Genomic DNA, 23,377 nt, shown 5'->3' with positions numbered 1-23,377 from the left:
TCATTTCTTGGCAAAATGCCGCTCAATGTTGAGTACTCCTAATCAGGCCCGCCCTATGACCCGCATCTTGACCATCGAAGACGACGCCGTGACCGCCCGGGAAATCGTTGCCGAATTGAGCAGCCACGGCCTCGACGTGGATTGGGTCGACAACGGCCGCGAAGGTCTGGCGCGCGCGGTCAGCGGCAATTACGACTTGATCACCCTTGATCGCATGCTCCCAGAGCTCGATGGCCTGGCAATTGTCACCACGTTGCGGACCATGGGCGTGGCCACGCCGATCCTGATGATCAGCGCCCTCTCCGACGTCGATGAGCGTGTGCGCGGTTTGCGCGCGGGCGGTGACGATTACCTGACCAAACCGTTCGCCACCGATGAAATGGCCGCTCGGGTCGAAGTCCTGCTGCGCCGGCAGAACACCGTGACCGCCCAGGCCACCACGTTGCGAGTGGCGGATCTGGAGCTGAACCTGATCAGCCATGAAGCCAGCCGCGACGGTCAGCTGCTGACGCTGTTGCCCACCGAGTACAAGCTGCTGGAATTCCTGATGCGCAACACCGGGCAGATTCTGTCGCGGATGATGATTTTCGAAGAGGTCTGGGGTTACCACTTCGACCCCGGCACCAACCTGATCGACGTGCACATCGGCCGGCTGCGCAAGAAGATCGACCCACCCGGCAATCTCCCATTGATCCGGACCGTGCGAGGCTCGGGTTATGTCATTGCCGAACCCGTCTAAAGGTTGGCGTTCCTCCAGCAGCCGACTGCTGGCGCTCTACAGTTCGCTGTTCGTGCTCTGGAGCGGCATTCTCATGGGGGTCATGTACTACGAGGTGTCCGATTACCTGGACAACCTGGCCAAACACTCGCTGATGCAGCGCCAGCATTTGTTTTCGCGCTTTCAAGGCGAACAACTGATGGACGCCCTCGCCGTCAGCATGACCTTCGACATTCGCGGCATCGACGCCTATGGCCTGTTCGATAGTCAGCATCGCTACCTCAATGGCGCCCTGCAGCACATTCCCGAAGGCCTGCCGCTGGACGGCAAGATTCACATGCTCAGCGACTGCGCCGACTCCGACGACCCAACCCTGCCCGCTGACAGCTGCGACGCCGTGGCGACCCAGACCCGGGATGGACGCTGGCTGGTGCTGGTGCGCGACAACGGTTCGTTATTCGCCGTGACCCGGATCATCCTTCACGCGTTGTTCTGGGGCGTGACCCTGACGATCCTGCCGGGCATCGTCGGCTGGCACTTGTTGCGCCGCCGCCCCTTGCGGCGCATACGCGGGATTCAGGCCAGTGCCGAGGCCATCGTCGCCGGCGACCTGACCCGCCGTCTGCCATTGTCCAATCGCCGCGATGAGCTGGACATGCTCGCCGCCATCGTCAACGCCATGCTCGAACGTATTGAACGCTTGATGAACGAGGTCAAGGGCGTCTGCGACAACATCGCCCACGACCTGCGCACACCGCTGACGCGCCTGCGGGCGCAGCTGTACCGGATTCAGCAACAGGCTGATGAGGGTTCGACGCTGGCGGTGCAACTGGACTCAGTGCTCGGTGAAGCGGACACCTTGATGGCGCGCTTTCGAGGGTTGCTGCGGATTTCCGAGCTGGAAGATCGTCAGCGCCGTTCGGGTTTTGTGCAGCTGGATCCGGTGCCATTGTTGCACGAGCTGCACGACTTTTATCTGCCGTTGGCGGAAGAAGGCGAACTGGTTTTCAAGCTGCAATTACCTGACGTCTTGCCGCCACTGAATGGTGATCGCGCGTTGCTATTCGAAGCGGTAGCGAACCTGCTGAGCAACTCGATCAAGTTCACGCCGCCAGGTGGCGAGGTGATTTTGCGGGGGGTCAATGAGGGTGGGCATACGCGGATCGAAGTGCTCGATTCGGGGGCCGGGATTCCGGAGGCAGAGCGGGAGGCCGTGTTCCAGCGGTTCTATCGTGCCGACGGCGGCAACCAGAAAAGCGGGTTCGGGTTGGGGCTGTCGATCGTTGCAGCGATTGTGAGCTTGCATGGGTTTACGCTTGAAGTCGGTACTAGTGAACTTGGAGGGGCGCGGTTGGTGCTGGATTGCCAGCAACGCTTGATTCCCCAGACCTGACGCTAACTCAAGAACAACGAAGATCCTTGTGGGAGCGAGCCTGCTCGCGATGGCGATGTGTCAGGCGAGATCATTTTCGCCTGATAGACCACTATCGCGAGCAGGCTCGCACACAGGGGATTGGTGGTGTTTTCAGTAGCCCACCACTCCTTCTTCATGCATCTGCCGCAACAACACCGTCCCACTGTCCATAAACTCCGGCGACCCAGCCATTCCCGCCTCCACCGCCAATCCTTCCAGCTGCTCACGCCCGTCCAGTTGAGGAAACTCCTCAATCCGCTGCAACAACCGCCACGCCAACGGGCTCAGTGCAGAAAACTTCACACTCCAGTCCTCCGCCCGACGCACCAGCAGCAGCGTTGGCTGAGCCGGCGCTGTCTGCGGTTGATAATCTGGCCCCACCAACTGCACCGGCCAGGCATACGCCAACGGCCAGGCCAGCGGCGAAACCTGCAACGGTCGGTCCAGCAACAACCCGGCATCGCTCAGCGGCAACGGTTCGGCCTCGGACTGCTGCAACGCCATCTCGACCCACTCGTAATGTGCCAACTCCACCATGAACGGCGGCCACGCCCCTTCGCTCAACGCTTGCGGTTCCGAGGCCAGGAACTCGACAAACTCCTTGGCGATCTCGCCGAATTTCGGCGTGCGTGCGCGGTAGTCGCGCAGGAAAATCCGTACCAGTGAACGCCAGTGTTCATCACCGAGAATCTTGATCAGCACCGGAAAAGTCCCGCTGAGCAACGACGACAGGTTCGCGAAAATCAGGTCGCGGTAAACCTGCGCCCGTGTCACGTCCATCCCGGCCGGTGGCACGCAATGATCGGGATCGCGCAGGTAAAGGCCCAGGGTGTTTTGCTGCTGAAACAGACTGGGCTTATCCACGGTTCGCCTCTTCGGTTTGCAGGCGGCGGATGGTCTGCAATTCGGCCACCAGTTCGGAAAATGCCGGGAAGTTGAAATCCCGTTCCAGCAGCGTCGGCTGCGCGCCGAAGCGAGCGTAAGCCTCAGTCAGCAACGACCAGACCACCGGTTTCACCGAAGCGCCATGGGTGTCGATTTTCAAGGTGTCGGACTCATCGAAATGCCCGGCCACGTGCATGGCAACCACCCGGCCCGGGTCGATGCCGGCCAGAAATGTCTGCGGATCGAAACCGTGATTGATCGAGTTGACGTAGACGTTGTTGACGTCCAGCAACAGGTCGCAATCGGCTTCGCGCAGCACCGCGTTGGTGAAGGTCACTTCGTCCATGTCCTGTTGTGGCGCGGCGTAGTAGGAGATGTTTTCCACCGCCAGGCGCCGACCAAGAATGTCCTGAGCCTGACGAATTCGCGCGGCGACGTGGTACACCGCTTCTTCGGTAAACGGCAACGGCAGCAGATCGTAAAGGTGACCGTCATCGCTGCAGTAGCTCAAGTGTTCGCTGTACAGCGGCACCTTGTATTGATCGAGGAAAACCCGGACTTCCTGCAGAAACCCGACGTCCAGCGGTGCCGGGCCGCCCAATGACAGCGACAAACCATGACAGGACAACGGGTATCGCTCGGCCAGGGCACGCAACGCATGACCATGAGCGCCACCGATACCGATCCAGTTCTCCGGCGCGACTTCCAGAAAGTCGAAATCGCCCACGCGGGCGGCCTGAAGGTCCTTCATTAAACCGCGACGCAAACCGAGCCCGACGGTCGCCTTCGCTGATGTGATGGGGGTCTGCATTGGTGTCGATCTCAATGTTTGCCAGGACGGAATCACAGTTAACCGAAAGGATGTATCGGCTCTGTGTTCGCAAATGCCCTGGATGCGGGGAACTGTATCGGGAAGCCTGTCAGATACAGTGCAATACACACGGTCCCTGTAGGAGCTGGGCTTGCCCGCGATGAGGCCGGCGCATCCAACATATTTGTCGCCTGACACACCGCCATCGCGGGCAAGCCGGGCTCCTACAGGGGTCAGCGTTAAACCAGATCTTGCCGCCTTCGGGGCTTTCGTCGTTTCGGCCGGCAGTGCACGGCCCCCGGACTAAACTTAGTGCACGCAGGGCGTGCTTATCGTCCTGTTCATTCCCACGACCACCGTTCAGAGGTGAACGCCTCGAAAAACAAGGCCTCTGGACTGTGATCCTGCTGAAGGAGCACACGTGATGGACGAGGCCAGACTCAATGATTTCATGGGCAAACTGGTGAACGACATGGGCGGCGCGGCGATGCTTGCCAACGTCATCCTCGGCGAAGAGCTCGGACTGTACCGGGCCATGGCCGACAGTCAGCCAGTCACCCCTGAAGCCCTCGCCGACAAAACCGGCTGCAACACCCGCCTGCTGCGCGAATGGCTCAGCGCCCACGCCGCTTCCGGTTACATGGAACACCGCGACGGCCAGTTCCGCCTGCCCGAAGAGCAAGCCCTGGCATTGGCAATCGAAGACTCGCCGGTCTATGTGGCGGGTGGCATCGGGGTGGTCGCATCGTTTTTCCATGACAAGGACAAACTGGTCAACGCCATGCGCGGCGACGGTGCCCTCGCCTGGGGTGATCACCATCCGTGCATGTTCAGCGGCACGGAGCGGTTCTTCCGGCCAGGGTATAAAGCGCATCTGGTCGCCGAATGGCTGCCGGCGCTCGAAGGCGTGGTCGCCAAACTGGAGGCTGGCGCCAAGGTGGCGGATATCGGCTGCGGCCACGGCGCATCCACCGTGATCATGGCCCAGTCGTTTCCGGATTCGCGGTTCGTCGGTTTCGACTACCACGCGCCTTCCGTCACCGTCGCCACCCAGCGCGCCGAAGAAGGTGGCGTGGCCGGGCGTGCGCGGTTCTTCCAGGGCACGGCAAAAAGCTTCCCCGGCGATGACTATGATCTGGTTTGCTACTTCGATTGCCTGCACGACATGGGCGACCCGGTGGGCGCGGCGCGGCACGCTTATGACGCGCTAAAACCGGATGGCACGGTGCTGCTGGTGGAACCGTTCGCCAATGACTCGCTCGACGACAACACCACCCCGGTTGGCCGCTTGTTCTACGCCGCTTCAACCTTTATATGCACCCCGAACTCGCTGTCCCAGGAGGTCGGCCTCGGGCTCGGCGCCCAGGCTGGCGAGGCGCGGCTGCGCAAGGTCTTCACTGAGGCCGGGTTCAAGACGTTCCGGCGGGCCACGGAAACGCCGTTCAACCTGATTCTTGAGGCGCGCAAGTAAACCCGATCCCTGTAGGAGCACAGCTTGCTGGCGATGGCGTGTTTGAAATCGCCATCGCCAGCAAGCTGTGCTCCTACAGGGTTGTCGGTGTGTTTGAAATCGCCATCGCCGGCCAGCCGTGTGCCTACAGGGTGGTCGGCCAATGCTACCCTGCAAACACTCATGGCCCTCCGGAGTGTTGAACATGCTCGACAACCTCATCCGCGAACAACTCGACCGCCTTCAGCAGTTAATGGTTGACCAGCCGTTTGTGGTCCTGACCGGCGCCGGCATCAGCACTCCGTCGGGCATTCCGGATTACCGCGACAATCAGGGCGTGCGGCGTGGCCGGCAACCGATGATGTATCAGGAATTCCTCTCCGCCCCCGAATCCCGGCGTCGCTATTGGGCGCGGGCGATGCTCGGTTGGCCGCGGGTGCGCCAGGCCCAGCCGAACGTGGCCCACGAGGCCTTGGCCCGTTTGCAAAGTTCGCAGCAGATCAGCGGGCTGATCACTCAAAACGTCGACACCCTGCACGACCAGGCCGGCAGCCATGACGTCATCGAACTCCACGGCAGCCTGCACCGCGTGTTGTGCCTGGACTGCGGAAAACGCAGCGAGCGGGATTCGATCCAGCAATTGATGGAAGCGCAGAATCCGTATCTGGCCGGCGTGGATGCGGTGCAAGCCCCGGATGGCGACACGCTGCTGGATGCGGCGTTTGAGGCACGGTTTCAGGTGCCGCATTGCCCGCACTGCGCGGGTGAGCGGATGAAGCCGGACGTGGTGTTTTTTGGCGAGAATGTGGCGCAGGTAACGGCGGCCAAAGCGATGACGGCGGTTGAGAAGGCGGCGGGGTTGTTGGTGGTCGGGTCTTCGTTGATGGCGTATTCGGCGTTTCGGTTGTGCAGGGCGGTGGCGGATCAGGGGAAGCCGTTGATTGCGATTAATTTGGGGAAGACACGGGCGGATGACCTCCTAGATTTGAAGATTGAGGGGTCTTGTGAACGGCTTTTGCCGGAATTGGCGCAGAGGCTGGATCGATGATGTCTTGAGCTCGGGGTTCGACTTTAGGTCCACCCCTCACCCCAGCCCTCTCCCCAGTGGGGAGAGGGGGAAAGGGGGCAGATCTTCAAGCCTTTCAAACCTGAGTTCGACTCTCGGTCGCAGGTCGCAGGACATCTCCCATGCAACTCGGTCAGTCCCCTCGCCCCTCCGGGGAGAGGGTTAGGGTGAGGGGTGGATTCAACTGTCGCCCCAAATCTTCAGCTTTAAGAATATCGAACAACGCCTGCGCCGCCGCCGACAGTTCCACCCCTGGCTTGGTCAACACCCCAATCGCCCGCTCCACCACCGGATCGCGCAAGGTAATGCACCGCGCGCCGAGTTCCAGCATCTGCCCGACACACAACGCCGGCACCGCACTCACCCCCAAACCACTGGCCACCATCCGCCCCACCGTCGCCAATTGATGGCTCTCAAACTCCACCGGCAATTTCATCCCACGCGCCTGCAAGTGCTCTTCGAGCATCACCCGCACCGTGGACGGTCGCTGCAAAGTGATGAACGGTTCCTTGAGCAAGGTCTGCCAATCGATGTCTTCCAGTTCCGCCAAAGGAGAATCCTTCGGCACAACGGCCACAAACCGGTCCATGTACAACGGCGTGAATGCCAGCGACGAACTCTGATTCGGCTCAAACGCCACCCCCAGCTCAACCTGTCGATCACGCACCATCTCCAGCACCTGCTCGTTGATCACGTCATTCACCGTGACGTTGACCTTGGGATAGCGCGCCCGAAAGGTTTTCAGGATCGGCGGCAGCAGGTTGCCGGCAAATGAGGGCATCGCCGCCAGCGTCACGCGACCGCGCTGGAGAGTGAAGCGTTGGCGCAGCTCATCCTCGGCATTGTCCCAGTCGGCGATCAGGCGACGCGCCAGTGGCACCAGTGATTCTCCTTCTGCGGTCAGCGCGACATTGCGCGTGTTGCGGGTGAACAGGCGCCCGCCCAACCCCTCCTCCAGCGCCTTGATGGTCAGGCTTAATGCCGATTGCGACAGGTGCAACCGCTCGCAGGCCACGGCGAAACTCAGACTCTGGGCCACGGCCAGGAATGCGCGGATCTGCTTGACTGTCATGTGCGAGTTGCTCCAGTAATCAGGAGTACGGCTTACCCGCGATGGCTTCCTTGAAATCGCCATCGCGAGCAGGCTCGCTCCCACAGGGGTTATTGGTGAGTTTTATCTATCAATCAACCTTAAAAATCAACTTAACAAATGAATACTGCGGCGAGACACTCCTATCCCATACGGCTAGCCAGCCGCCCACAAAGAATAAAAGAGGTGCATATGGCAGGTTTCGACAAGCGCGTGAGTTCCTACGAGGAAGCTCTGGCAGGTCTTGAAGACGGTATGACGGTGATCGCCGGCGGCTTCGGTCTGTGCGGGATTCCGGAAAACCTCATCGCCGAGATCAAGCGCAAAGGCACACGCGACCTTACCGTGGTTTCCAACAACTGCGGCGTCGACGGTTTCGGCCTCGGCGTGCTGCTGGAAGACCGGCAGATCCGCAAGGTGGTGGCGTCCTACGTCGGCGAGAACAAACTGTTCGAAGACCAACTGCTGAAAGGCGAAATCGAAGTAGTCCTGACCCCTCAAGGCACCCTCGCCGAAAAAATGCGCGCAGGCGGTGCCGGCATCCCGGCGTTCTTCACCGCCACCGGCGTCGGCACTCCCGTTGCCGACGGCAAGGAAGTCCGCGAATTCCATGGCCGCAAGTACCTGATGGAAGAGTCCATCAGCGGTGACTTCGCCATCGTCAAAGGCTGGAAAGCCGACCATTTCGGCAACGTTATCTATCGCCACACCGCCCAGAACTTCAACCCGCTGGCCGCCACCGCCGGCAAGATCACCGTGGTCGAAGTCGAAGAAATCGTCGAACCCGGCGAGCTGGACCCGGCGCAGATCCACACCCCTGGCATCTACGTCGACCGGGTCATTTGCGGCACGTTCGAGAAGCGCATCGAACAGCGCACCGTGCGTAAGTGATCCCCTGCCCCCGGACCGAATGAAGGAATAACAACAATGGCACTTTCCCGCGAACAAATGGCTCAACGCGTCGCCCGCGAAATGCAGGACGGCTTCTACGTGAACCTGGGCATCGGCATTCCGACCCTGGTCGCCAACTACATTCCTGAAGGCATGGAAGTCATGCTGCAGTCGGAAAACGGCCTGCTGGGCATGGGTCCCTTTCCCACTGAAGAAACCATCGATGCCGACATGATCAACGCCGGCAAACAAACGGTGACGGCGCGTATCGGCGCGTCGATCTTTTCCTCGGCCGAGTCCTTCGCGATGATCCGCGGTGGTCATGTCGACCTGACCGTACTCGGTGCGTTTGAAGTGGACGTGGAAGGCAACATCGCCTCGTGGATGATCCCCGGCAAACTGGTCAAGGGCATGGGCGGCGCGATGGACCTGGTAGCCGGCGCAGACAACATCATCGTCATCATGACCCACGCGTCCAAGGACGGTGAGTCCAAGCTCCTGTCCAAATGCAGCCTGCCGCTGACCGGCGCCGGGTGCATCAAGCGTGTGCTGACCGACCTGGCTTACCTGGAAATCGAAAACGGCGCGTTCGTTCTCAAGGAACGCGCACCGGGCGTCAGCGTCGAGGAGATTGTCGCCAAGACCGCCGGTAAACTGATCGTGCCGGATCACGTTCCGGAAATGCAGTTCGCTGCCCAGTGAGGAATCATTCCATGCAAGAAGTCGTCATTGTCGCCGCCACCCGCACCGCCATCGGCAGTTTCCAGGGTGCCCTGGCCAACGTGTCCGCGGTTGACCTCGGTGCTGCGGTAATCCGTCAGTTGCTGGCGCAAACCGGTCTGGACGTTGCTGAAGTCGATGAAGTGATCATGGGCCAGGTGTTGACCGCCGGCGCCGGACAAAACCCTGCGCGCCAGTCGGCAATCAAAGCCGGCCTGCCGTTTACCGTGCCAGCGATGACCCTGAACAAGGTCTGCGGCTCGGGCCTCAAAGCACTGCACCTGGCCACCCAGGCGATTCGCTGCGGCGATGCCGACGTGATCATTGCCGGCGGCCAGGAAAACATGAGCCTGTCCAATTACGTCATGCCCGGTGCGCGCACCGGTCTGCGCATGGGTCACGCGCAAATCGTCGACACCATGATCAGCGACGGCCTGTGGGATGCGTTCAACGATTACCACATGGGCATCACCGCCGAGAACCTGGCTGACAAGTACAGCCTGACTCGCGAGCAACAAGACGCCTTCGCCGCAGCCTCGCAGCAGAAAGCCACGGCCGCCATCGAAGCCGGGCGTTTTGCCGATGAGATCACGCCGATCCTGATTCCTCAGCGCAAGGGCGATCCGGTCGCCTTCCAGGTTGACGAACAACCACGGGCCGGCACCACCGCTGAAGCACTGGGCAAACTGAAACCGGCCTTCAAGAAGGACGGTTCGGTGACCGCCGGTAACGCCTCGTCCCTGAACGACGGTGCCGCCGCCGTGATCCTGATGAGCGCGGAAAAAGCCAAGGCCCTCGGCCTGCCGGTGCTGGCGAAAATCGCGGCTTACGCCAACGCGGGTGTTGACCCGGCGATCATGGGCATCGGCCCGGTCAGCGCGACTCGTCGTTGCCTGGACAAGGCCGGCTGGTCCATCGACCAACTGGACCTGATCGAAGCCAACGAAGCCTTCGCTGCGCAATCTCTGGCGGTGGCCAAGGATCTGGAATGGGACCTGAACAAGGTCAACGTCAACGGCGGCGCTATCGCCCTGGGCCACCCGATCGGTGCGTCGGGTTGCCGAGTGCTGGTGACTCTGCTGCATGAAATGATCAAGCGTGACGCCAAGAAAGGCCTCGCCACCCTGTGCATCGGTGGTGGTCAGGGCGTGGCACTGGCGATCGAACGGGCGTAAAGCGTTCAACAGACGGCGCGGGGACCCACGAATATCCGTTCGCCGTCTGGCAACACACCCGGTGCTTCAGAGTTAAATCTGAGCTGCTTTTGTGGCGAGGGGGCTCGCCCCCGTTGGAGTGCGAAGCGCTCCCAAAAGTCTTCGACAGTTGCCGAGATTTTGGGGGCTGCTGCGCAACCCAACGGGGGGCGAGCCCCCTCGCCACAATGGTCTACATTCAGGCTTGCCTCAGCTGATTGGCACCGGGTTCTTTTAGCCTGCTCGTCAGGCAAATTTCACCAGGTTCAGCGTCGGCAAAGGACCGCCTGGAAACTGCACCAGCCGCGCCCCGACGCTCAATTCCCCAAGATCAATCCCGAAGAAGCCCAGCTGTTCGATCAGCGCCGCCACTTGAGCTTTCGCATCGGCATCATCCCCCGAGAGAAACAGCACCCGCCGCCCGCCCTCCGCCGCCGGATCACTTTCCAGAAAACGCGCCTGAAGATGGTTGAACGCCTTCACCACCCGCGCACCGGGCACCCATTCGGCAAACACCTCGCTGGATGTCCGCCCCTGCAAATCCACCGCCTTGAACGACGGCGCCTCGATTGAGTTGTTGGCGTCGATGACAATCCGTCCGCCAAAATCCGGCAGGCCGGCGAGCGCGGTCGGCAACTTTGACCAATTGACCGCGACCAGTACGATGGCTTGTGCGGCGGCCTCCTCGCGGGTTCCGGCACGTGCCGTTGGCCCGAGTTCTGCCACCAGCGAGGCCAGGCTTTGCGGGCCACGGCTGTTGGCGATAACCACTTCAATGCCTTGACGCGACAGTGCTCTGGCAAAGGCTGCGCCGATTGCGCCGGCGCCGATGATTCCGATGGTGCTCATGGTTGTTCACTCCGAGGGTTGTCGTTGGAGTGAATACTGCGCTTGCCATTAGCGCTTGATTAGCGGGTAATGCCTTGAATGATCTTCAAGCATGACTAGCAGGTGATTCCCATGGAAACCCTCGCCAACCTCGAATCCTTCGTCCGTAGTGCCGAGACCGGCAGTTTTTCCGCCGCCGCACGGGTGCTCGCATTGACCCCTGCCGCTGTCAGCCGCAACGTGGCGATGCTCGAACGCAACATCGGCGTGCGGCTGTTCCAGCGCTCGACCCGCAAGCTGTCCCTGACCGAAGCCGGGGAACGCTTTCTGACGAGCATCGGCGGCAATCTGGAAGCGTTACAGACAGCAATCAGCGCGGTAAGCAGCGACCAAGGCGAGCCGACCGGCGTGCTCAAAGTCAGCCTCGCGCCGACGTTTGGCATCGGTCATATCTTGCCGCTGCTGCCGGCGTTCCTGGCGCGCTACCCGTTGATTCGCCCGGAATGGCACTTCGAAAACCGCCCCGTGGATTTGATTGCCGAAGGGTATGACGCAGCCATTGGCGGCGGCTTCAAGTTGACGCCAGGGGTGGTGTCGCGGACGTTGGCAGCGGCGCATGTGGTGGCGGTCGCCTCTCCCGCTTACCTCGCAGGACGCAGCCTACCCGACAGTCCGGCGGACCTGTCGGGACACACCGGCATTGTGATGCGAGGTACCCGCACCGGGCAGATTCGCCAATGGCTGATGAACGATGGCGCAGGCAACGAAGCACCGGCCAATCTGAACGAACACATTGTGTTCAATGACCCGGCCGCCATGCGCGAAGCGGCGATACTCGGCCTGGGCGTGACACTGCTGGTGTTGCCGGATGTGCTGGCGAATATCCAGCGTGGCGAACTGGTGCGCCTGCTGCCCGACTGGCATGCCGACGCGGGACCGATTTCGCTGTATTACCCTAGCCGGACGTTGATGCCGGCCAAAACTCGGGTGTTCATCGATTTTGTGGTCGAGGCGTTTTCACACCACTGACAGACTGATCGTTCCCATGCCAGCACCCGCGTCGGCCTCACGCTTTTTGGTGTACGCAAAACTGTAGGAGCCGAGCTTGCTCGCGATGACGGCGGCACATTCAGTATCGAGGGGCCTCTCAGATCGCCATCGCGAGCAAGCTCGGCTCCTACAATTTTTGTATACAAAATCACGACATCTATAGAGCAATCCCACCCACGCAATGCTAACGTTGCCGCCTCACTCAGGTCGGAGGTGCGCGCGTGCTGCTACTTAAACTGCTGGTCATCCCAGGATTTCTCTTGCTGATTTCCCTGGCCGGTAAACGCTGGGGACCGAGTGTCGCCGGTTGGCTGTCGGGGTTGCCGGTGGTGGTCGGGCCGATTCTGTTCTTTCTCGCCATTGAGCAGGGCCAAGTGTTCGCCGCTCAGTCCGCGACGGCAGCGCTGTCGGCGATGTTCGCGATGATTGCTTTTTGTGTGACCTACGCTCAGGTTGCACAACGCGCGAAGTGGCCGTGGGCGCTGGTGATTTCGCTGTTGGTCTGGGCCACGGCGGCCGTTGTGCTGTCGGTGATTCCTCCGTCCCTGGTGTTCTCGGTGATCGCCGCTGCGACCGCCCTGCTGGCGGCGCCGTATCTGTTTCCCTCGGTACAGCCGATCGTTTCAGGCCTGGCGCCGAAGTCCGACAAATTGCTGTTGCGTATGATTGCTGGCGCCCTGCTCACCCTCGCTGTCACGTTGCTGGCCAGCACCGTTGGCGAACGCTGGAGCGGCCTGCTCGCCGTATTCCCGGTGCTGGGCAGCGTGATGGCGGTGTTCTCCCAGCAAACCCGCGGCCCGGCGTTTACCGCCGCGTTGTTGCGGGCCACCGCGACCGGGATGTATTCGTTCGCCGCGTTTTGCCTGGTGTTGGCGCTGGCCTTGCCAGGCATGGGTCTGAGCGCGTTCGCCCTGGGCGTCGCGGTGTCTGTGGGTATGCTCGGGGTGACCAGGCGCTTGTTGGCCAAACCGGTAAGTCCGGTACCGGACGCTGGACGTACGGCAATCAAACCCTAAGCGGCTTGGTGTCATCGGGCCGGGATGGTCGCCCGCTCATCGCGCACGATCAACCGCCAAAGCGTCGATAACACGTTCGATAATTTCGAACGAGTAAAGCAAAAAGCTCGCACGTCAATCGAACGGGTTTACTTCAACATCAGCCTCAGTTCAACACCCACCACTGACTGAGGCCTACACCATGAAGTTCTTTTTCCACCCTTCGCCCAACCCGATGAAAGTCGCCCTGCTGCTTGAAGAACTGCAAACGCCCTACGAATTGATCGGCGTCGATACCTTCAAGGGCGAGCAACACCTGCCAGCCTTTTTGGCAATCAACCCGAACGCCAAGGTACCGGCCCTGGTCGATGGCGACGCAACCGTCTTCGACTCCCAGGCGATCCTGCTGCACCTGGCGCAGAAACATCAGCGCTTCCTGCCGACCTCCGTGGCCGGACAAGCCGAGCTGCTGTCATGGCTGATGTTCATCGCAACCGGCCTGTCGCCATTTTCAGGCCAGGCGGTGCATTTCCTGCACCACGCGCCGGAAGACCTGGCGTATGCGAAAAACCGCTATCTCAAGGAAGTCGAACGCCACTACCGCGTGCTCGATCAGCGCCTGGCCGACCATCAGTACCTGGCCGGCGACGCCTACAGCATCGCCGACATGGCGCTCTGGGGTTGGGCCAATTACGCGCCGTACATCCTCGGCGAGAACGGTCTGGCGGCGTACCCGAACGTCAAGCGCCTGTTCGATGAAATCAGCGCCCGTCCGGCCGCTCAACGAGCCCACGGTCTTAAAGAGAAACTGGTGCTGAAGGCCGAGTTCGACGAAGAAACCCGTCGCAACCTGTTCCCGAACCAGGCGTAACACCGCAGCTGCTACAGGGGTGAGGGCTGCTAGAAAGTGGATTCCATGGGATGATTGCGGCGAACGCGCGACCATCCCTGGAGTTTCTGAATGTCATTGTTGAGTAAAAAAGCCGTTGTCCTGTTGTTGACGGCGGTTGCCAGTCTGGGAGCGCTGAATGCGCAGGCCGCCAAGGCCACTGCCAGCGATACCGCGCCTGCACAGAAAGTCTCGATGCTCGGCGGCAAGTTCAAGTTCACCCTGCCTAAAGGCTTCGTCGCCAACCCTTTGCCTGCCGGCGACGCGGCCACCGGCACCGCCGGGGCAACGGGCACCATGTACACCAATCAGGCGACTAAAACCGTCGTGATCGCCGCTGAAAACACCATCCTCGGCGGCCTCAACGTCAAAGACAACGACGGTCAGTTCCTCGACTCCGTGGCGTCTGACTTCTCCACCCAACAAGCCACGGCGCTGCCGGACTTCACCAAGCTCAGCGAAAAAAGCCTGACCCAGAAAGGCACCGGACTGGGGCTGCGGCAGATCGACAGCACCGCCACCCAGGGCGGCGGCAAAACCCTCGACACCACGCTGATGGCCGCGTCCAACACACGCATGGCGATCGTTCAGGTGATTTCCCGCCTCAGCGACAATGCTGGCCACGAGGCGCTGGTCAAACAGATCGTCACCGGCAAGTAGGCGTCAGGGATTGAGACGCTGCAACCAGGCGCTCAAGTCCTGCATTTCGGCAGCACTGATGCTGTGACCGACGCCAGGGTAGGCATGAAATTCAGGCTTGAGTGACAGGCTCTGCAACAGGCTGTCGGCGTCCGTGCCGTCAATGTACGGAAGGCGTTTATCTGCAGTGCCATGACCGATGAAAATCGCCAGCTCCTGGCGCTTTTCATCCGGTTTCAGTTCGGACCTGAGCACCGGCAGAATCCGCCCGCTCAACGCCGCGATCCCGCCCACCGCCTCGGGATGACGCAGGGCCACCTCATAGGACATGATCGCGCCCTGGCTGAAACCCACGAGGAACACCTTGTTCGGTTCGGTGTGATATTTCTTCGCCGCTTGTGCGACGAACTCCTGCAGCACCTGGCCGCTGGACTTCAGATCATCGGTTTCACCGTTGTAGGCCGCGTTACCCTTCTCGCGAAACCACTTGTAACTGCCCTCCTCCATCACCATCGGTGCGCGCACCGACAGGTAGTTGTATGACGCGGGCAGTTCATCCTTGATGTCGAACAGGTCCTCCTCGTTACTGCCGTAACCGTGGAGGAAAATCACCAGGGGCTGATTGCGCGATTCGGGGTTGGCCTGCTCCAGGTACTTGAGCGGCAGATCGGTTTGCAGCGGGATTTGGGCGTGGACGGCGGTGGACGCCAGGAGTGTCAGCAGAGCGAGAAATTTCAACATAAACCTTCCTTCACAAGTGCAGGATTCGGGGCAGAGCCTAACACTGTGAAGCTTGCCGGGGGATTCTGGGTGTTGCTGATGCCGCCATCGCGAGCAGGCTCGCTTGTATGGTAGGACTTGAAGGGAGGAGAAGGGACAAGGCTCGATTCTGACTGTTGACGCAGTACAGACCGTGGGAGAGTTCGCCCCTCCTCCTTTCACCCAAGCGCCGATAAAGAATGCATCGGGCCTAGACCGACGATAGGAACAAGCCTGCGCCCCTGGGTGAGCCCTTCAAGTGCTTAAAACCATATCCCGGAGGAAATCCTATGGCAATGCCGGTTTCTGCTTCAAAGCCGATCGTGGGCGTGGATGTCGCCAAGAATGAGTTGGTGATTTATCACGCCGAACTGGGCCTGCTTGAAGAGATTCCCAACAATAAAACAGCCATCAAGAAGTGGTTGAAGGCCTTGCCGAGCACGGTGGCCATTGCCGTCGAAGCCACCAATATCTACCACTTGGAGTTCGCCGATCTGGCCTACGAGGCCGGATGCGTGATTTACATGGTGGGCGGCTATGAACTCAAGCATTACCGCGAAGGTGTGAAGGTCCGTGCCAAAACTGATGCACTGGATGCCAAGTTGCTTGCTCGGTATCTGAAAAATGAACATGAAGAGCTTCACCCATGGACCCCGCCATCCCCACTATACCGCCAGCTGCTGAGTCTTTTCCGCCGCCGGGCGGCGTTGGTCCAGGCAAGGGTCGGCCTGGTGCAAAGCTGGGCCAATGAGCCGCTGCTCAAGACCGCTTTTGCCGAACAAGTGAAGTCCATGCAACAGCTTGAGATGCTGATCGAGAAGACGATCAACGATCAGCTCAAAGAAGCCGGTTTGCTGGGCCAGTTAAAACGCTGTCTGAAAGTGGAAGGCATTGGTTTTTTGACAGGTGCGCGTTTGATCACGGCGTTTCAGCGGGGTGACTTCAGAAACGCGGATGCCTTTATCGCCTTTCTGGGAATGGATTTGCGGGTATCAAAATCAGGGCAAAAAGACGGCCGCCGCAGTTTGACCAAGCGCGGTGACCCGGAGGCTCGGCGGCTGCTGCACAATGCGGCAATGTCGGCGAGTCGCACCGAGGCCTGGAAAGATTTTTATCAAGAACAAAGAGCTCGGGGTTTCAGCACCACTCAAGCATTGGTGATGCTGGCTCGAAAGCTCGCTCGGGTGGTATTCGCTCTGCTAAAGGGGCAGGACGAATACCAACCGAAAGTCAGTTGAGGGCTTCCCCTCAACCATAGAATCTCCCACAGTGGGAAATGCATTCCAAATGTGGGAGCGACGGTGCGGCGATCCGACCTGCTCGCGAAGAGGCCCTAAGACACTACGAAGATTGCGCGGCTAATCGTTGATGAGTTTTCCGACCCGAATCGGCTCGCGCCCCGCGACCTTCGCCTGCCACGTGCCCGGCTGTGTATAGCGCCCGCGATCAATCGCAAACAACACCCCACTGGTCCCCGCGCAAACGGTGGTGACCCGATCATTCAGCGGATCGACCACTTCAAACAGCGCATCCCCCTTCTCCACCCATTCACCCGAATCGCGCAAGAAACTGACGACCCCATGATGCGGCGCGAACAGGTATTGGGTGCCTTCGAACGGCATGCCTTCACAGCATTCGCTCGGGGCCGCAGGCCAAGTGCCTTTGATGAAACCCTGCTCGGCGAGGAACCCGAGAATCGCCTCGCAATTGGCTTGAGCCTGATCGACTCGCGTATCACCCATGCTGCCCAGCTCCAGCGTCGTCGCCAGGTTGGCCGGCGGAATCGCGGCCTCCGGGAAAGCCCTGGCCAGGCGCAACCACGGGGTTGAACACGACTCATCGAATGAACTGCCGCCGGAATCTTCGCAGAGCAACGCCACCCCGGCCTTCAAACGCGCCGCCAGGGATTGCCACTGCGGCCAGTGTTGCGGCAAGGCATACAGATGAATCGCCGCATCGAAATCACAATGCAAATCGAGGGTGATGTCGGCCTCACAGGCGTGACGCAGCAGCAAGCGGTGCATGGCCTCAAGCTGCGAGGTCGGTGCCGGCAGGCCGTCGAGTACCTGGCCCATGGTCTGGCGAATCAGCGCAATGTTGGCAGCCGCATCACCGCCCAACCGATCGCCGATCAGCTCGGCCACCGGTGCGCTTAGTTCGACGAAGGAGCGGTTGAAGTTCTTGCCACTGCCCAGCTCGAAGCGGCCCATGTGGCTACCTTGCAGGTGCTGATCGAGGCCAATGGGATTGGCCACCGGGACCAGTTCGATCACGCCCTGCAACTGGCCCTGGGTTTCGAGTTCGGCCAGTCGCTTTTTCAGTTCCCACGCCGTGCGCATGCCCGGCAGTTCATCCGCGTGCAGGCTGGCCTGAATGTAGACCTTGCGAGTGCCCGCGCCATAACGAAACACGCTGAGGGTGCGTTCGGTGCCCAGGTGACTCCAGGGCAGTGAATGGTCGATGCGTTGCATGAGGACTCCTGAATACTGAACGATGAGATCTTCTTTTGTGGGAGTGAGCCTGCTCGCGATAGCGGTGTGTCAGGCAAAAGACTTTCCACTGGAAAACCGCTTTCGCGAGCAGGCTCGCTCCCACAGGGATCTCATTTCAACAGAGAGAGCATAAAAAAAGTGGCAGCCGCGTCAACGGTTGCCACTTTTTTTGAACGGGCGTGATTACTTACCGTAAACGTCAAAGTCGAAGTACTTGTCTTGCACTTGCTTGTACTTGCCGTTGGCGCGGATTTCGTTGATGGCGGTGTTGAATTTCTCTGCCAGGGCGGTATCGCCCTTGCGCACAGCAATACCGGCGCCGCCGCCGAAGTACTTGGCGTCTTCGTAGGTCGGGCCGACGAAAGCGAAGCCTTTACCGGCGTCGGTTTTCAGGAAACCGTCGTCCAGGTTAACCGAGTCGGCCAGCATCGCGTCGAGACGACCGGCGACCATGTCCAGGTTGGCTTCCTGCTGGGAGCCGTAACGAACCAGATTGATACCGGCCGGCACCAGCACTTCAGTGGCGAAGCGGTCGTGGGTACTGGCGCGCAGCACACCGACTTTCTTGCCTTTGAGTTCGGTCAGCGGGTCTTTGATGTCCGTGCCTTCCTTCATCACGAAGCGCGCCGGGGTGTGGTAGTACTTGATGGTGAAGTCGACGTTCTTTTTGCGATCGTCAGTGATGGTCATGGACGACAGGATCGCGTCGATTTTCTTGACCTTCAGCGCCGGGATCAGGCCGTCGAACTCTTGCTCGACCCAGGTGCACTTCACTTTCATCTGCTCGCACAGCGCGTCGCCGATATCCACGTCGAAGCCGGTGAGTTTGCCGTCAGGGGTTTTCATCGAGAATGGCGGGTAACCGGCTTCGATACCGAGGCGGATCGGCTTAGCGTCTTCGGCCACAGCCGTCAGGGACAACATCGACAGTGCCAGGGCACCGAACATCACTAGCTTCTTCATTTATAACTCCTGTGTGCGGAGGCTTTTATTGGCAGCTTTCGATTGGCTTTCGGTAGCTGCTTCCGATTGGAGAGCACCGAAGTGGCCGGCAGTCTAGAGCGGCTCAAGGAGGGCAAATTGTGTTTAAGCGACAAATACTTATAGAAAAGTGGCCGACGGATCCGAGTCCCTTGAAGCGTGCGCCAAGCCGGTGCAAAGACTGTAGGACAAGCCCTCGTGGCCTGCAGTGATCAGTGCGAGCAGCAGATATATTGCGTCGGGCCGACGCGGATGGGTTTGCAGTTCCATCCGGAGTGGACGGGCGATCGCGTAGACCTGTAGGAGCTGTCGAGTGAAACGAGGCTGCGATCTTTTCGACTACATCAACATTCGCAACCGATCACGGTGCTGGCAGGCCGTTGCAGCGCAACACTCAACTCAAACCCTTCATCCAGCCACCCGGTCACCCCGCCAATCATTTCCTTGACCGGGTAACCCAACGCCGCCAGTTTCACGGCAGCTTTGTTGGCACCGTTGCAGTGGGGTCCGGCGCAATACACCACGAACACGCTGGTTTTCGGGTAGGCCGCCAGAGCTTCAGCGTTCAGCAGTCGCCCCGGAATATTGATCGCTCCCGGCACATGGCCACGCTCGAACGCGAGCGGGCCGCGCACGTCTACCAGGACAAAATCCACTTCGCCTGCCTGTTGGCTGCCGTGGACGTCGGAACAGTCGGTTTCGAAGGTCAGACGGTTGCTGAAATGCATCAGGGCGATGGCCGATGGGGCGGCGGGAATTTCGCGGACCAGGCTGGTCATGGGCTGTACTCCAAAGTCTCGATGGGTGTGAGAAGACTTTATCCGCCCGACGCTTGCGGCTACAGTGGCGCACAAGACACTCACCGGGAACTTTCCGCCAAATGCAGCCCACCCCTGGATTGGTCGCGATTCTGGCCTACGACGGCCTCTGTACGTTCGAATTCGGCATCGCCGTGGAGATCTTCGGGCTGGCCCGTCCGGAGTTCGACTTCCCTTGGTACGAACACCGAATCGCCGCCGTTGATAGGGGCCCGATGCGCGCCATGGGCGGTATTCAGGTGCTGGCCGATGGCGGCATGGAGCTGCTCGAGGACGCCCGGACCATCATCATTCCCGGCTGGCGTGATCGCAGCGCCCCAGTGCCTGAGGCATTGATCGCAGCCCTGCGCCAGGCCCATGCGCGAGGTACGCGGCTGCTGTCGATCTGCTCGGGGGTGTTCGTGCTGGCGGCCACCGGTTTGCTCGACGGTCGCGGCGCCACCACGCACTGGCGTTACACCGCTGAGTTAGCCGAGCGTTTTCCGAACATTCTGGTGGACCCGGACGTGCTCTATGTCGATTCAGGTCAGTTGATCACCTCGGCCGGCAGCGCTGCCGGTATTGATGCCTGCCTGCACTTGGTGGCGCGGGACTTCGGTACGCAAGTGGCCAACTCGGTGGCTCGGCGGCTGGTGATGTCGCCGCAACGCACCGGCGGTCAGGCGCAGTTTATTCCGACACCGGTCAGTCCTACGCCGCGTAGCGATTTGTCGCGCGTCATGCAGTGGGCACGCGAGCGTTTGCATGAACCGCTGGAAGTGCGCGAGCTGGCGAGTGAGGCGGCGATGAGTGAACGGACGTTTCTGCGCCGCTTCACTGAAGCCACCGGCATGCCGCCCAAAGCCTGGTTGCAGCATGAGCGCCTGGGCCGGGCTCGCGAACTGCTTGAGAGCACGAGCCAGAACACCGACCAGATTGCCCAGCGCTGCGGCTATCGGTCGGTGGAGAGTTTTCGGGTGGCATTTCGCAGCGTGGTCGGGGTGCCGCCGTCGGTGTATCGGGAGCGGTTTGGGCGGGAGGTTAAAGCAATAATTTGAGGTGTGTTTGAGGGCCTCATCGCGAGCAGGCTCACTCCCACATTAGACCGTGTCCGTCAATACAACTCGGTCAACTGTGGGAGTGAGCCTGCTCGCGATGAGGCCAGCCCAGACACCAATTTTCTCAAGGCTTACGCAGCAGATACGTATCCATAATCCACCCATTGGCCAACCGAGCCGCCTTGCGCACTCGCTCGATCTCATCCGCCACCTCCCTGAGCTTGCCGCTGATCAAGATCTCATCCGGCGTCCCCAGGTAGGCCCCCCAGTAAATCTCTGTCTCCTGATCCGCCACCCGATGGTAGGAATCTTCTGCATCGAGCATGACCACCAGGCTGTCGGCATCGCTCACCTGCCCCGCCGCCAGCCGTCGGCCAGTGGTGATTTCAATCGAGCGGCCAATGCGGTTCAGCGGCACCTTATGTTGCGCCGCCAGCGCCTGAACACTGGTGATGCCGGGGATCACTTCAAATTCGAAGACGCACCGGCCCGAGGCCAGAATCGCCTGCAAGATCCGAATCGTGCTGTCGTACAACGCCGGATCGCCCCACACCAGAAAACCGGCGCACTGGTCGTCAGTCATTTCCTCGCGGATCAACCGTTCGAAGGTCTGCTGCTTGGCCAGGTTCAGGTCTTCCACGCTGGCCTTGTAGTCCACATCACCGCGTTCGCGCTCCGGGCTGTGGGCTTCAACGAAGCGGTAGTCGCGATCGGTGATGTAGCGCTCGCAGATCTCGCGGCGCAGGTCGATCAGTTTGTCTTTGCTCTGGCCCTTGTCCATGAGGAAAAACACGTCGACGAGGTTCAGCGCTTTCACGGCCTGCATCGTGATGTAGTCGGGGTTGCCGGCGCCGATGCCGATGACCAGAAGTTTTTTCATCAACGTGTTCCCTCAGGGTCAGTGCCCAGCAAGCGTAAGCGCCAGCGGCCGTTGAAGCGCAACTCGATGGCCGACAGCGGTTCAACATCGATCAGGTTGAACGCTGCGCCTTGCAGCACTTGCGTCAGCGCGGCGCGAATCACAAACGGATGGGTGATGGCAACGATGTGTCCCGGTGTGGCCTCCAGCGTTTTCAGCCAAGCGGTCACCCGCTCACTGAGTTGCACCACCGACTCGCCACCATGGGGCGCCGAATTCGGATCATCGAGCCAGATCTGTAGCGCTTGGGCTGAGGTTTTTTGCAGATCGTCGATCCGCGCGCCTTTCCAGTGCCCGAAATCGCAATCCCTCAATGCCTCGACAATCTCCACGTCACTGCCGAACAACTCGGCGGTTTGCCGGGTTCGCAGTTCAGGTCCACACACCAGTCGCGGCGTCCCCTTGAACTGAGCACGACGCGATCCCTTTGCCGATTGCCAATCCATTTCTATTGGCTCATTCGTAGGAAAACACGCCAATTTTTGTGCGACGGTTCGAGCGTGGCACATCAAAGTCAAACGGGTCGCCTGCACAAAGGATCACTCTGTCGATGAAATGGAAAACGGCAACACGCCGCGAACAATGACCCAATTGTGCCGCAAGAAGCGCGATCCAGGGCGTTTCGTTTGATCCAGCAAACACAGGTCCTGACTCACACGCACCTGAAAAAAACAGCGATATCTGACACCACTATGGGCGATGGCCTACAAGCTCAGTCGACTTCCATGTAGCCCAAGGCCCACGGGCTTTTCGCCCTATTTTGGCGCTTTAAAAAACCATCGAAAAATTCACTAGACATGTTGAGTCCGCTACATAAATACTGTTTTAGCAATTTATGAAATGAAACCGACATATCCATCCAGCAAGGAGCCCGGATGCCTTCTCTCAGAGACCTGATCACCGATCCCGGCCTGGACCTTACGCCGTCGGAACGCAAAGTCATCCGTGCCTTGCTGGACCAGTATCCGCGTAACGGACTGGGCCCGATGTCACGTTTGGCCGAACATGCCGGTGTCAGCGATCCCACCATCGTGCGACTGGTCAAAAAACTGGGTTTCAGCGGTTATGCCGATTTCCAGGATGCCTTGCTCAGCGACATGGACCACCGCCTCCGCTCCCCCAGCACCCTGTTGCAACCTCGTTCTTATCTTCAGAAAGGCGACGCCTGGAGCCAATATCTGGCGCACAGCCATCGAGCGCTGGTGGACACCCATGCGCTGACCCAGCCCGAAGATGTGCGGATTCTGGTGGAATGGCTGCTCGACACCCGCCATCAGGTGCATTGCTTCGGCGGGCGTTTCAGCAGTTTCCTCGCCAGTTATTTACTCAATCACCTGCGCTTGCTGCGTCCGGGCTGTTTCGCCCTGGAAGACAACGCGCAACTGCCCGACCGATTGTTCGACGTGCAGCGTCAGGACGTGGTGCTGGTGTTCGACTATCGCCGCTACCAGTCACAGGCCCTGCGCGTGGCCAATGCGGCGAAAAGTCGCTATGCACGCGTGGTGTTGTTCACCGACATCTATGCTTCACCGTTGCGGGAAATGGCCGACCTGATTATCAGTGCGCCGGTGGAATCAGTGTCGGCCTTCGACTCCATGGTTCCAGCGCTGGCCCAGGTCGAGGCACTGATCGCCTGCCTGACCCTGCGCAGTCCGGAGCTGGCCGATCGCCTGGAAGGCATCGACGCCCTGCGGACCGACTTCGACACCCACCTGCTGGAGGATAAATAAGG

24 protein-coding genes are annotated in these 23,377 nt (G+C 60.2%); 14 read left to right on the top strand and 10 right to left on the bottom strand.

Going from position 1 to position 23,377, the window contains the following annotated elements; all coding sequences use genetic code 11:
* Positions 1 to 55 precede the first annotated feature (55 nt).
* Together PMI27_RS26355 and PMI27_RS26360 are read left to right on the top strand one after the other, a co-directional pair.
* Positions 56 to 739 (top strand): response regulator transcription factor, encoded by a 684-nt coding sequence (locus PMI27_RS26355; RefSeq protein ID WP_008153872.1) that lies wholly within the window; start codon positions 56 to 58, stop codon positions 737 to 739.
* Positions 717 to 2,111 carry a sensor histidine kinase gene (locus PMI27_RS26360; protein WP_008153873.1) on the top strand — a complete coding sequence of 465 codons (1,395 nt, stop codon included), beginning with the start codon at positions 717 to 719 and terminating at the stop codon, positions 2,109 to 2,111. The genes PMI27_RS26355 and PMI27_RS26360 overlap by 23 nt, the downstream gene beginning before the upstream one ends.
* A 132-nt stretch (positions 2,112 to 2,243) precedes the next feature.
* Here the strand turns inward: PMI27_RS26360 and PMI27_RS26365 are convergent, their stop codons facing one another.
* The gene (locus PMI27_RS26365; RefSeq protein ID WP_008153874.1) at positions 2,244 to 2,996 is read right to left on the bottom strand and encodes an HvfC family RiPP maturation protein; all 753 of its coding nucleotides are present in this window, start codon (positions 2,994 to 2,996) and stop codon (positions 2,244 to 2,246) included.
* The gene (locus tag PMI27_RS26370) at positions 2,989 to 3,828 is read right to left on the bottom strand and encodes an HvfB family MNIO-type RiPP peptide maturase (RefSeq protein WP_008153875.1); all 840 of its coding nucleotides are present in this window, start codon (positions 3,826 to 3,828) and stop codon (positions 2,989 to 2,991) included. The genes PMI27_RS26365 and PMI27_RS26370 overlap by 8 nt, the downstream gene beginning before the upstream one ends.
* A 424-nt stretch (positions 3,829 to 4,252) precedes the next feature.
* Here PMI27_RS26370 and PMI27_RS26375 point away from each other — a divergent pair, with 424 nt between their 5' ends.
* A complete protein-coding gene (locus PMI27_RS26375; RefSeq protein WP_008153876.1) occupies positions 4,253 to 5,299 on the top strand; it encodes a class I SAM-dependent methyltransferase in 1,047 nt (348 codons plus the stop codon).
* Positions 5,300 to 5,483: 184 nt separating this feature from the next.
* Positions 5,484 to 6,326: an NAD-dependent protein deacetylase gene (locus PMI27_RS26380; protein ID WP_008153877.1), complete on the top strand. Its 843-nt coding sequence runs from the start codon at positions 5,484 to 5,486 to the stop codon at positions 6,324 to 6,326.
* A gap of 151 nt (positions 6,327 to 6,477) precedes the next feature.
* On the opposite strand, the gene PMI27_RS26385 is transcribed toward PMI27_RS26380, so the two are convergent.
* Entirely contained in the window at positions 6,478 to 7,416 is a 939-nt protein-coding gene (locus tag PMI27_RS26385) for a LysR family transcriptional regulator (RefSeq protein ID WP_008153878.1), read from the bottom strand.
* Positions 7,417 to 7,626: 210 nt separating this feature from the next.
* Here PMI27_RS26385 and PMI27_RS26390 point away from each other — a divergent pair, with 210 nt between their 5' ends.
* Genes PMI27_RS26390 through PMI27_RS26400 form a run of 3 tightly spaced genes read left to right on the top strand, consistent with a single transcriptional unit; the run spans position 7,627 to position 10,220 of the window.
* Entirely contained in the window at positions 7,627 to 8,325 is a 699-nt protein-coding gene (locus tag PMI27_RS26390) for a CoA transferase subunit A (RefSeq protein WP_008153881.1), read from the top strand.
* A gap of 36 nt (positions 8,326 to 8,361) precedes the next feature.
* Entirely contained in the window at positions 8,362 to 9,027 is a 666-nt protein-coding gene (locus tag PMI27_RS26395) for a CoA transferase subunit B (protein WP_008153883.1), read from the top strand.
* Positions 9,028 to 9,038: 11 nt separating this feature from the next.
* Positions 9,039 to 10,220 carry an acetyl-CoA C-acetyltransferase gene (locus PMI27_RS26400; protein WP_008153885.1) on the top strand — a complete coding sequence of 394 codons (1,182 nt, stop codon included), beginning with the start codon at positions 9,039 to 9,041 and terminating at the stop codon, positions 10,218 to 10,220.
* 264 nt (positions 10,221 to 10,484) lie between these two features.
* Here the strand turns inward: PMI27_RS26400 and PMI27_RS26405 are convergent, their stop codons facing one another.
* Entirely contained in the window at positions 10,485 to 11,087 is a 603-nt protein-coding gene (locus PMI27_RS26405) for an NADPH-dependent F420 reductase (protein ID WP_008153886.1), read from the bottom strand.
* A gap of 111 nt (positions 11,088 to 11,198) precedes the next feature.
* On the opposite strand from PMI27_RS26405, the gene PMI27_RS26410 reads away from it, so the two are divergent.
* From PMI27_RS26410 to PMI27_RS26425, 4 genes are all read left to right on the top strand, one after another.
* Entirely contained in the window at positions 11,199 to 12,095 is an 897-nt protein-coding gene (locus tag PMI27_RS26410) for a LysR family transcriptional regulator (protein WP_008153887.1), read from the top strand.
* A 242-nt stretch (positions 12,096 to 12,337) separates the two neighbouring features.
* The gene (locus PMI27_RS26415; protein WP_008153888.1) at positions 12,338 to 13,132 is read left to right on the top strand and encodes a hypothetical protein; all 795 of its coding nucleotides are present in this window, start codon (positions 12,338 to 12,340) and stop codon (positions 13,130 to 13,132) included.
* Between the two features lie 181 nt (positions 13,133 to 13,313).
* On the top strand, positions 13,314 to 13,982 hold the full coding sequence (locus PMI27_RS26420; RefSeq protein ID WP_008153889.1) for a glutathione S-transferase family protein: 669 nt from the start codon (positions 13,314 to 13,316) through the stop codon (positions 13,980 to 13,982).
* A 90-nt stretch (positions 13,983 to 14,072) separates the two neighbouring features.
* Positions 14,073 to 14,660 (top strand): hypothetical protein, encoded by a 588-nt coding sequence (locus tag PMI27_RS26425; protein WP_008153890.1) that lies wholly within the window; start codon positions 14,073 to 14,075, stop codon positions 14,658 to 14,660.
* A gap of 3 nt (positions 14,661 to 14,663) precedes the next feature.
* Here the strand turns inward: PMI27_RS26425 and PMI27_RS26430 are convergent, their stop codons facing one another.
* Entirely contained in the window at positions 14,664 to 15,380 is a 717-nt protein-coding gene (locus tag PMI27_RS26430; protein ID WP_008153891.1) for an alpha/beta hydrolase, read from the bottom strand.
* A gap of 308 nt (positions 15,381 to 15,688) precedes the next feature.
* On the opposite strand from PMI27_RS26430, the gene PMI27_RS26435 reads away from it, so the two are divergent.
* The gene (locus tag PMI27_RS26435) at positions 15,689 to 16,636 is read left to right on the top strand and encodes an IS110 family transposase (RefSeq protein ID WP_008156820.1); all 948 of its coding nucleotides are present in this window, start codon (positions 15,689 to 15,691) and stop codon (positions 16,634 to 16,636) included.
* A gap of 120 nt (positions 16,637 to 16,756) precedes the next feature.
* Here PMI27_RS26435 and PMI27_RS26440 read toward each other — a convergent pair whose 3' ends face one another.
* The 3 genes from PMI27_RS26440 to PMI27_RS26450 all read right to left on the bottom strand — a co-directional run bounded on the left by PMI27_RS26440 (position 16,757) and on the right by PMI27_RS26450 (position 19,650).
* Positions 16,757 to 17,869, bottom strand: coding sequence for a succinylglutamate desuccinylase/aspartoacylase family protein (locus tag PMI27_RS26440; RefSeq protein ID WP_008153795.1), 1,113 nt, complete (start codon positions 17,867 to 17,869; stop codon positions 16,757 to 16,759).
* 204 nt (positions 17,870 to 18,073) lie between these two features.
* On the bottom strand, positions 18,074 to 18,853 hold the full coding sequence (locus tag PMI27_RS26445; RefSeq protein WP_008153796.1) for an ABC transporter substrate-binding protein: 780 nt from the start codon (positions 18,851 to 18,853) through the stop codon (positions 18,074 to 18,076).
* A 362-nt stretch (positions 18,854 to 19,215) separates the two neighbouring features.
* Positions 19,216 to 19,650, bottom strand: a complete 435-nt coding sequence (locus tag PMI27_RS26450) for a rhodanese-like domain-containing protein (RefSeq protein WP_008153797.1) — start codon at positions 19,648 to 19,650, stop codon at positions 19,216 to 19,218.
* 101 nt (positions 19,651 to 19,751) lie between these two features.
* On the opposite strand from PMI27_RS26450, the gene ftrA reads away from it, so the two are divergent.
* Positions 19,752 to 20,726, top strand: a complete 975-nt coding sequence (gene ftrA / locus PMI27_RS26455) for a transcriptional regulator FtrA (RefSeq protein ID WP_008153799.1) — start codon at positions 19,752 to 19,754, stop codon at positions 20,724 to 20,726.
* A 124-nt stretch (positions 20,727 to 20,850) separates the two neighbouring features.
* Here the strand turns inward: ftrA and cobF are convergent, their stop codons facing one another.
* Entirely contained in the window at positions 20,851 to 21,606 is a 756-nt protein-coding gene (gene cobF, locus PMI27_RS26460; RefSeq protein WP_008153800.1) for a precorrin-6A synthase (deacetylating), read from the bottom strand.
* Entirely contained in the window at positions 21,606 to 22,178 is a 573-nt protein-coding gene (locus PMI27_RS26465; protein WP_033053012.1) for a histidine phosphatase family protein, read from the bottom strand. Before PMI27_RS26465 ends, cobF begins: the two co-directional genes overlap by 1 nt.
* 342 nt (positions 22,179 to 22,520) lie before the next feature.
* On the opposite strand from PMI27_RS26465, the gene PMI27_RS26470 reads away from it, so the two are divergent.
* Positions 22,521 to 23,375 carry a MurR/RpiR family transcriptional regulator gene (locus PMI27_RS26470; RefSeq protein ID WP_008153802.1) on the top strand — a complete coding sequence of 285 codons (855 nt, stop codon included), beginning with the start codon at positions 22,521 to 22,523 and terminating at the stop codon, positions 23,373 to 23,375.
* Positions 23,376 to 23,377 lie beyond the last annotated feature (2 nt).

The sequence above is a fragment of the Pseudomonas sp. GM41(2012) genome (assembly GCF_000282315.2).
Lineage (GTDB): Bacteria > Pseudomonadota > Gammaproteobacteria > Pseudomonadales > Pseudomonadaceae > Aquipseudomonas.
Note: the sequence above shows the minus strand (reverse complement) of the source record. Positions and strands in the feature narration are given on the sequence as shown.

Excerpts from the sequence above, each read along its gene's own strand:
- PMI27_RS26390 (WP_008153881.1), top strand. The coding sequence starts at position 7,627 with ATGGCAGGTTTCGACAAGCGCGTGAGTTCCTACGAGGAAGCTCTGGCA.
- PMI27_RS26400 (WP_008153885.1), top strand. The coding sequence starts at position 9,039 with ATGCAAGAAGTCGTCATTGTCGCCGCCACCCGCACCGCCATCGGCAGT.
- PMI27_RS26380 (WP_008153877.1), top strand. The coding sequence starts at position 5,484 with ATGCTCGACAACCTCATCCGCGAACAACTCGACCGCCTTCAGCAGTTA.
- cobF (WP_008153800.1), bottom strand. The coding sequence starts at position 21,606 with ATGAAAAAACTTCTGGTCATCGGCATCGGCGCCGGCAACCCCGACTAC.
- PMI27_RS26435 (WP_008156820.1), top strand. The coding sequence starts at position 15,689 with ATGGCAATGCCGGTTTCTGCTTCAAAGCCGATCGTGGGCGTGGATGTC.
- PMI27_RS26355 (WP_008153872.1), top strand. The coding sequence starts at position 56 with ATGACCCGCATCTTGACCATCGAAGACGACGCCGTGACCGCCCGGGAA.
- ftrA (WP_008153799.1), top strand. The coding sequence starts at position 19,752 with ATGCAGCCCACCCCTGGATTGGTCGCGATTCTGGCCTACGACGGCCTC.
- PMI27_RS26405 (WP_008153886.1), bottom strand. The coding sequence starts at position 11,087 with ATGAGCACCATCGGAATCATCGGCGCCGGCGCAATCGGCGCAGCCTTT.
- PMI27_RS26370 (WP_008153875.1), bottom strand. The coding sequence starts at position 3,828 with ATGCAGACCCCCATCACATCAGCGAAGGCGACCGTCGGGCTCGGTTTG.
- PMI27_RS26420 (WP_008153889.1), top strand. The coding sequence starts at position 13,314 with ATGAAGTTCTTTTTCCACCCTTCGCCCAACCCGATGAAAGTCGCCCTG.
- PMI27_RS26375 (WP_008153876.1), top strand. The coding sequence starts at position 4,253 with ATGGACGAGGCCAGACTCAATGATTTCATGGGCAAACTGGTGAACGAC.
- PMI27_RS26450 (WP_008153797.1), bottom strand. The coding sequence starts at position 19,650 with ATGACCAGCCTGGTCCGCGAAATTCCCGCCGCCCCATCGGCCATCGCC.
- PMI27_RS26360 (WP_008153873.1), top strand. The coding sequence starts at position 717 with ATGTCATTGCCGAACCCGTCTAAAGGTTGGCGTTCCTCCAGCAGCCGA.
- PMI27_RS26395 (WP_008153883.1), top strand. The coding sequence starts at position 8,362 with ATGGCACTTTCCCGCGAACAAATGGCTCAACGCGTCGCCCGCGAAATG.
- PMI27_RS26385 (WP_008153878.1), bottom strand. The coding sequence starts at position 7,416 with ATGACAGTCAAGCAGATCCGCGCATTCCTGGCCGTGGCCCAGAGTCTG.
- PMI27_RS26430 (WP_008153891.1), bottom strand. The coding sequence starts at position 15,380 with ATGTTGAAATTTCTCGCTCTGCTGACACTCCTGGCGTCCACCGCCGTC.
- PMI27_RS26410 (WP_008153887.1), top strand. The coding sequence starts at position 11,199 with ATGGAAACCCTCGCCAACCTCGAATCCTTCGTCCGTAGTGCCGAGACC.
- PMI27_RS26470 (WP_008153802.1), top strand. The coding sequence starts at position 22,521 with ATGCCTTCTCTCAGAGACCTGATCACCGATCCCGGCCTGGACCTTACG.
- PMI27_RS26425 (WP_008153890.1), top strand. The coding sequence starts at position 14,073 with ATGTCATTGTTGAGTAAAAAAGCCGTTGTCCTGTTGTTGACGGCGGTT.
- PMI27_RS26440 (WP_008153795.1), bottom strand. The coding sequence starts at position 17,869 with ATGCAACGCATCGACCATTCACTGCCCTGGAGTCACCTGGGCACCGAA.
- PMI27_RS26445 (WP_008153796.1), bottom strand. The coding sequence starts at position 18,853 with ATGAAGAAGCTAGTGATGTTCGGTGCCCTGGCACTGTCGATGTTGTCC.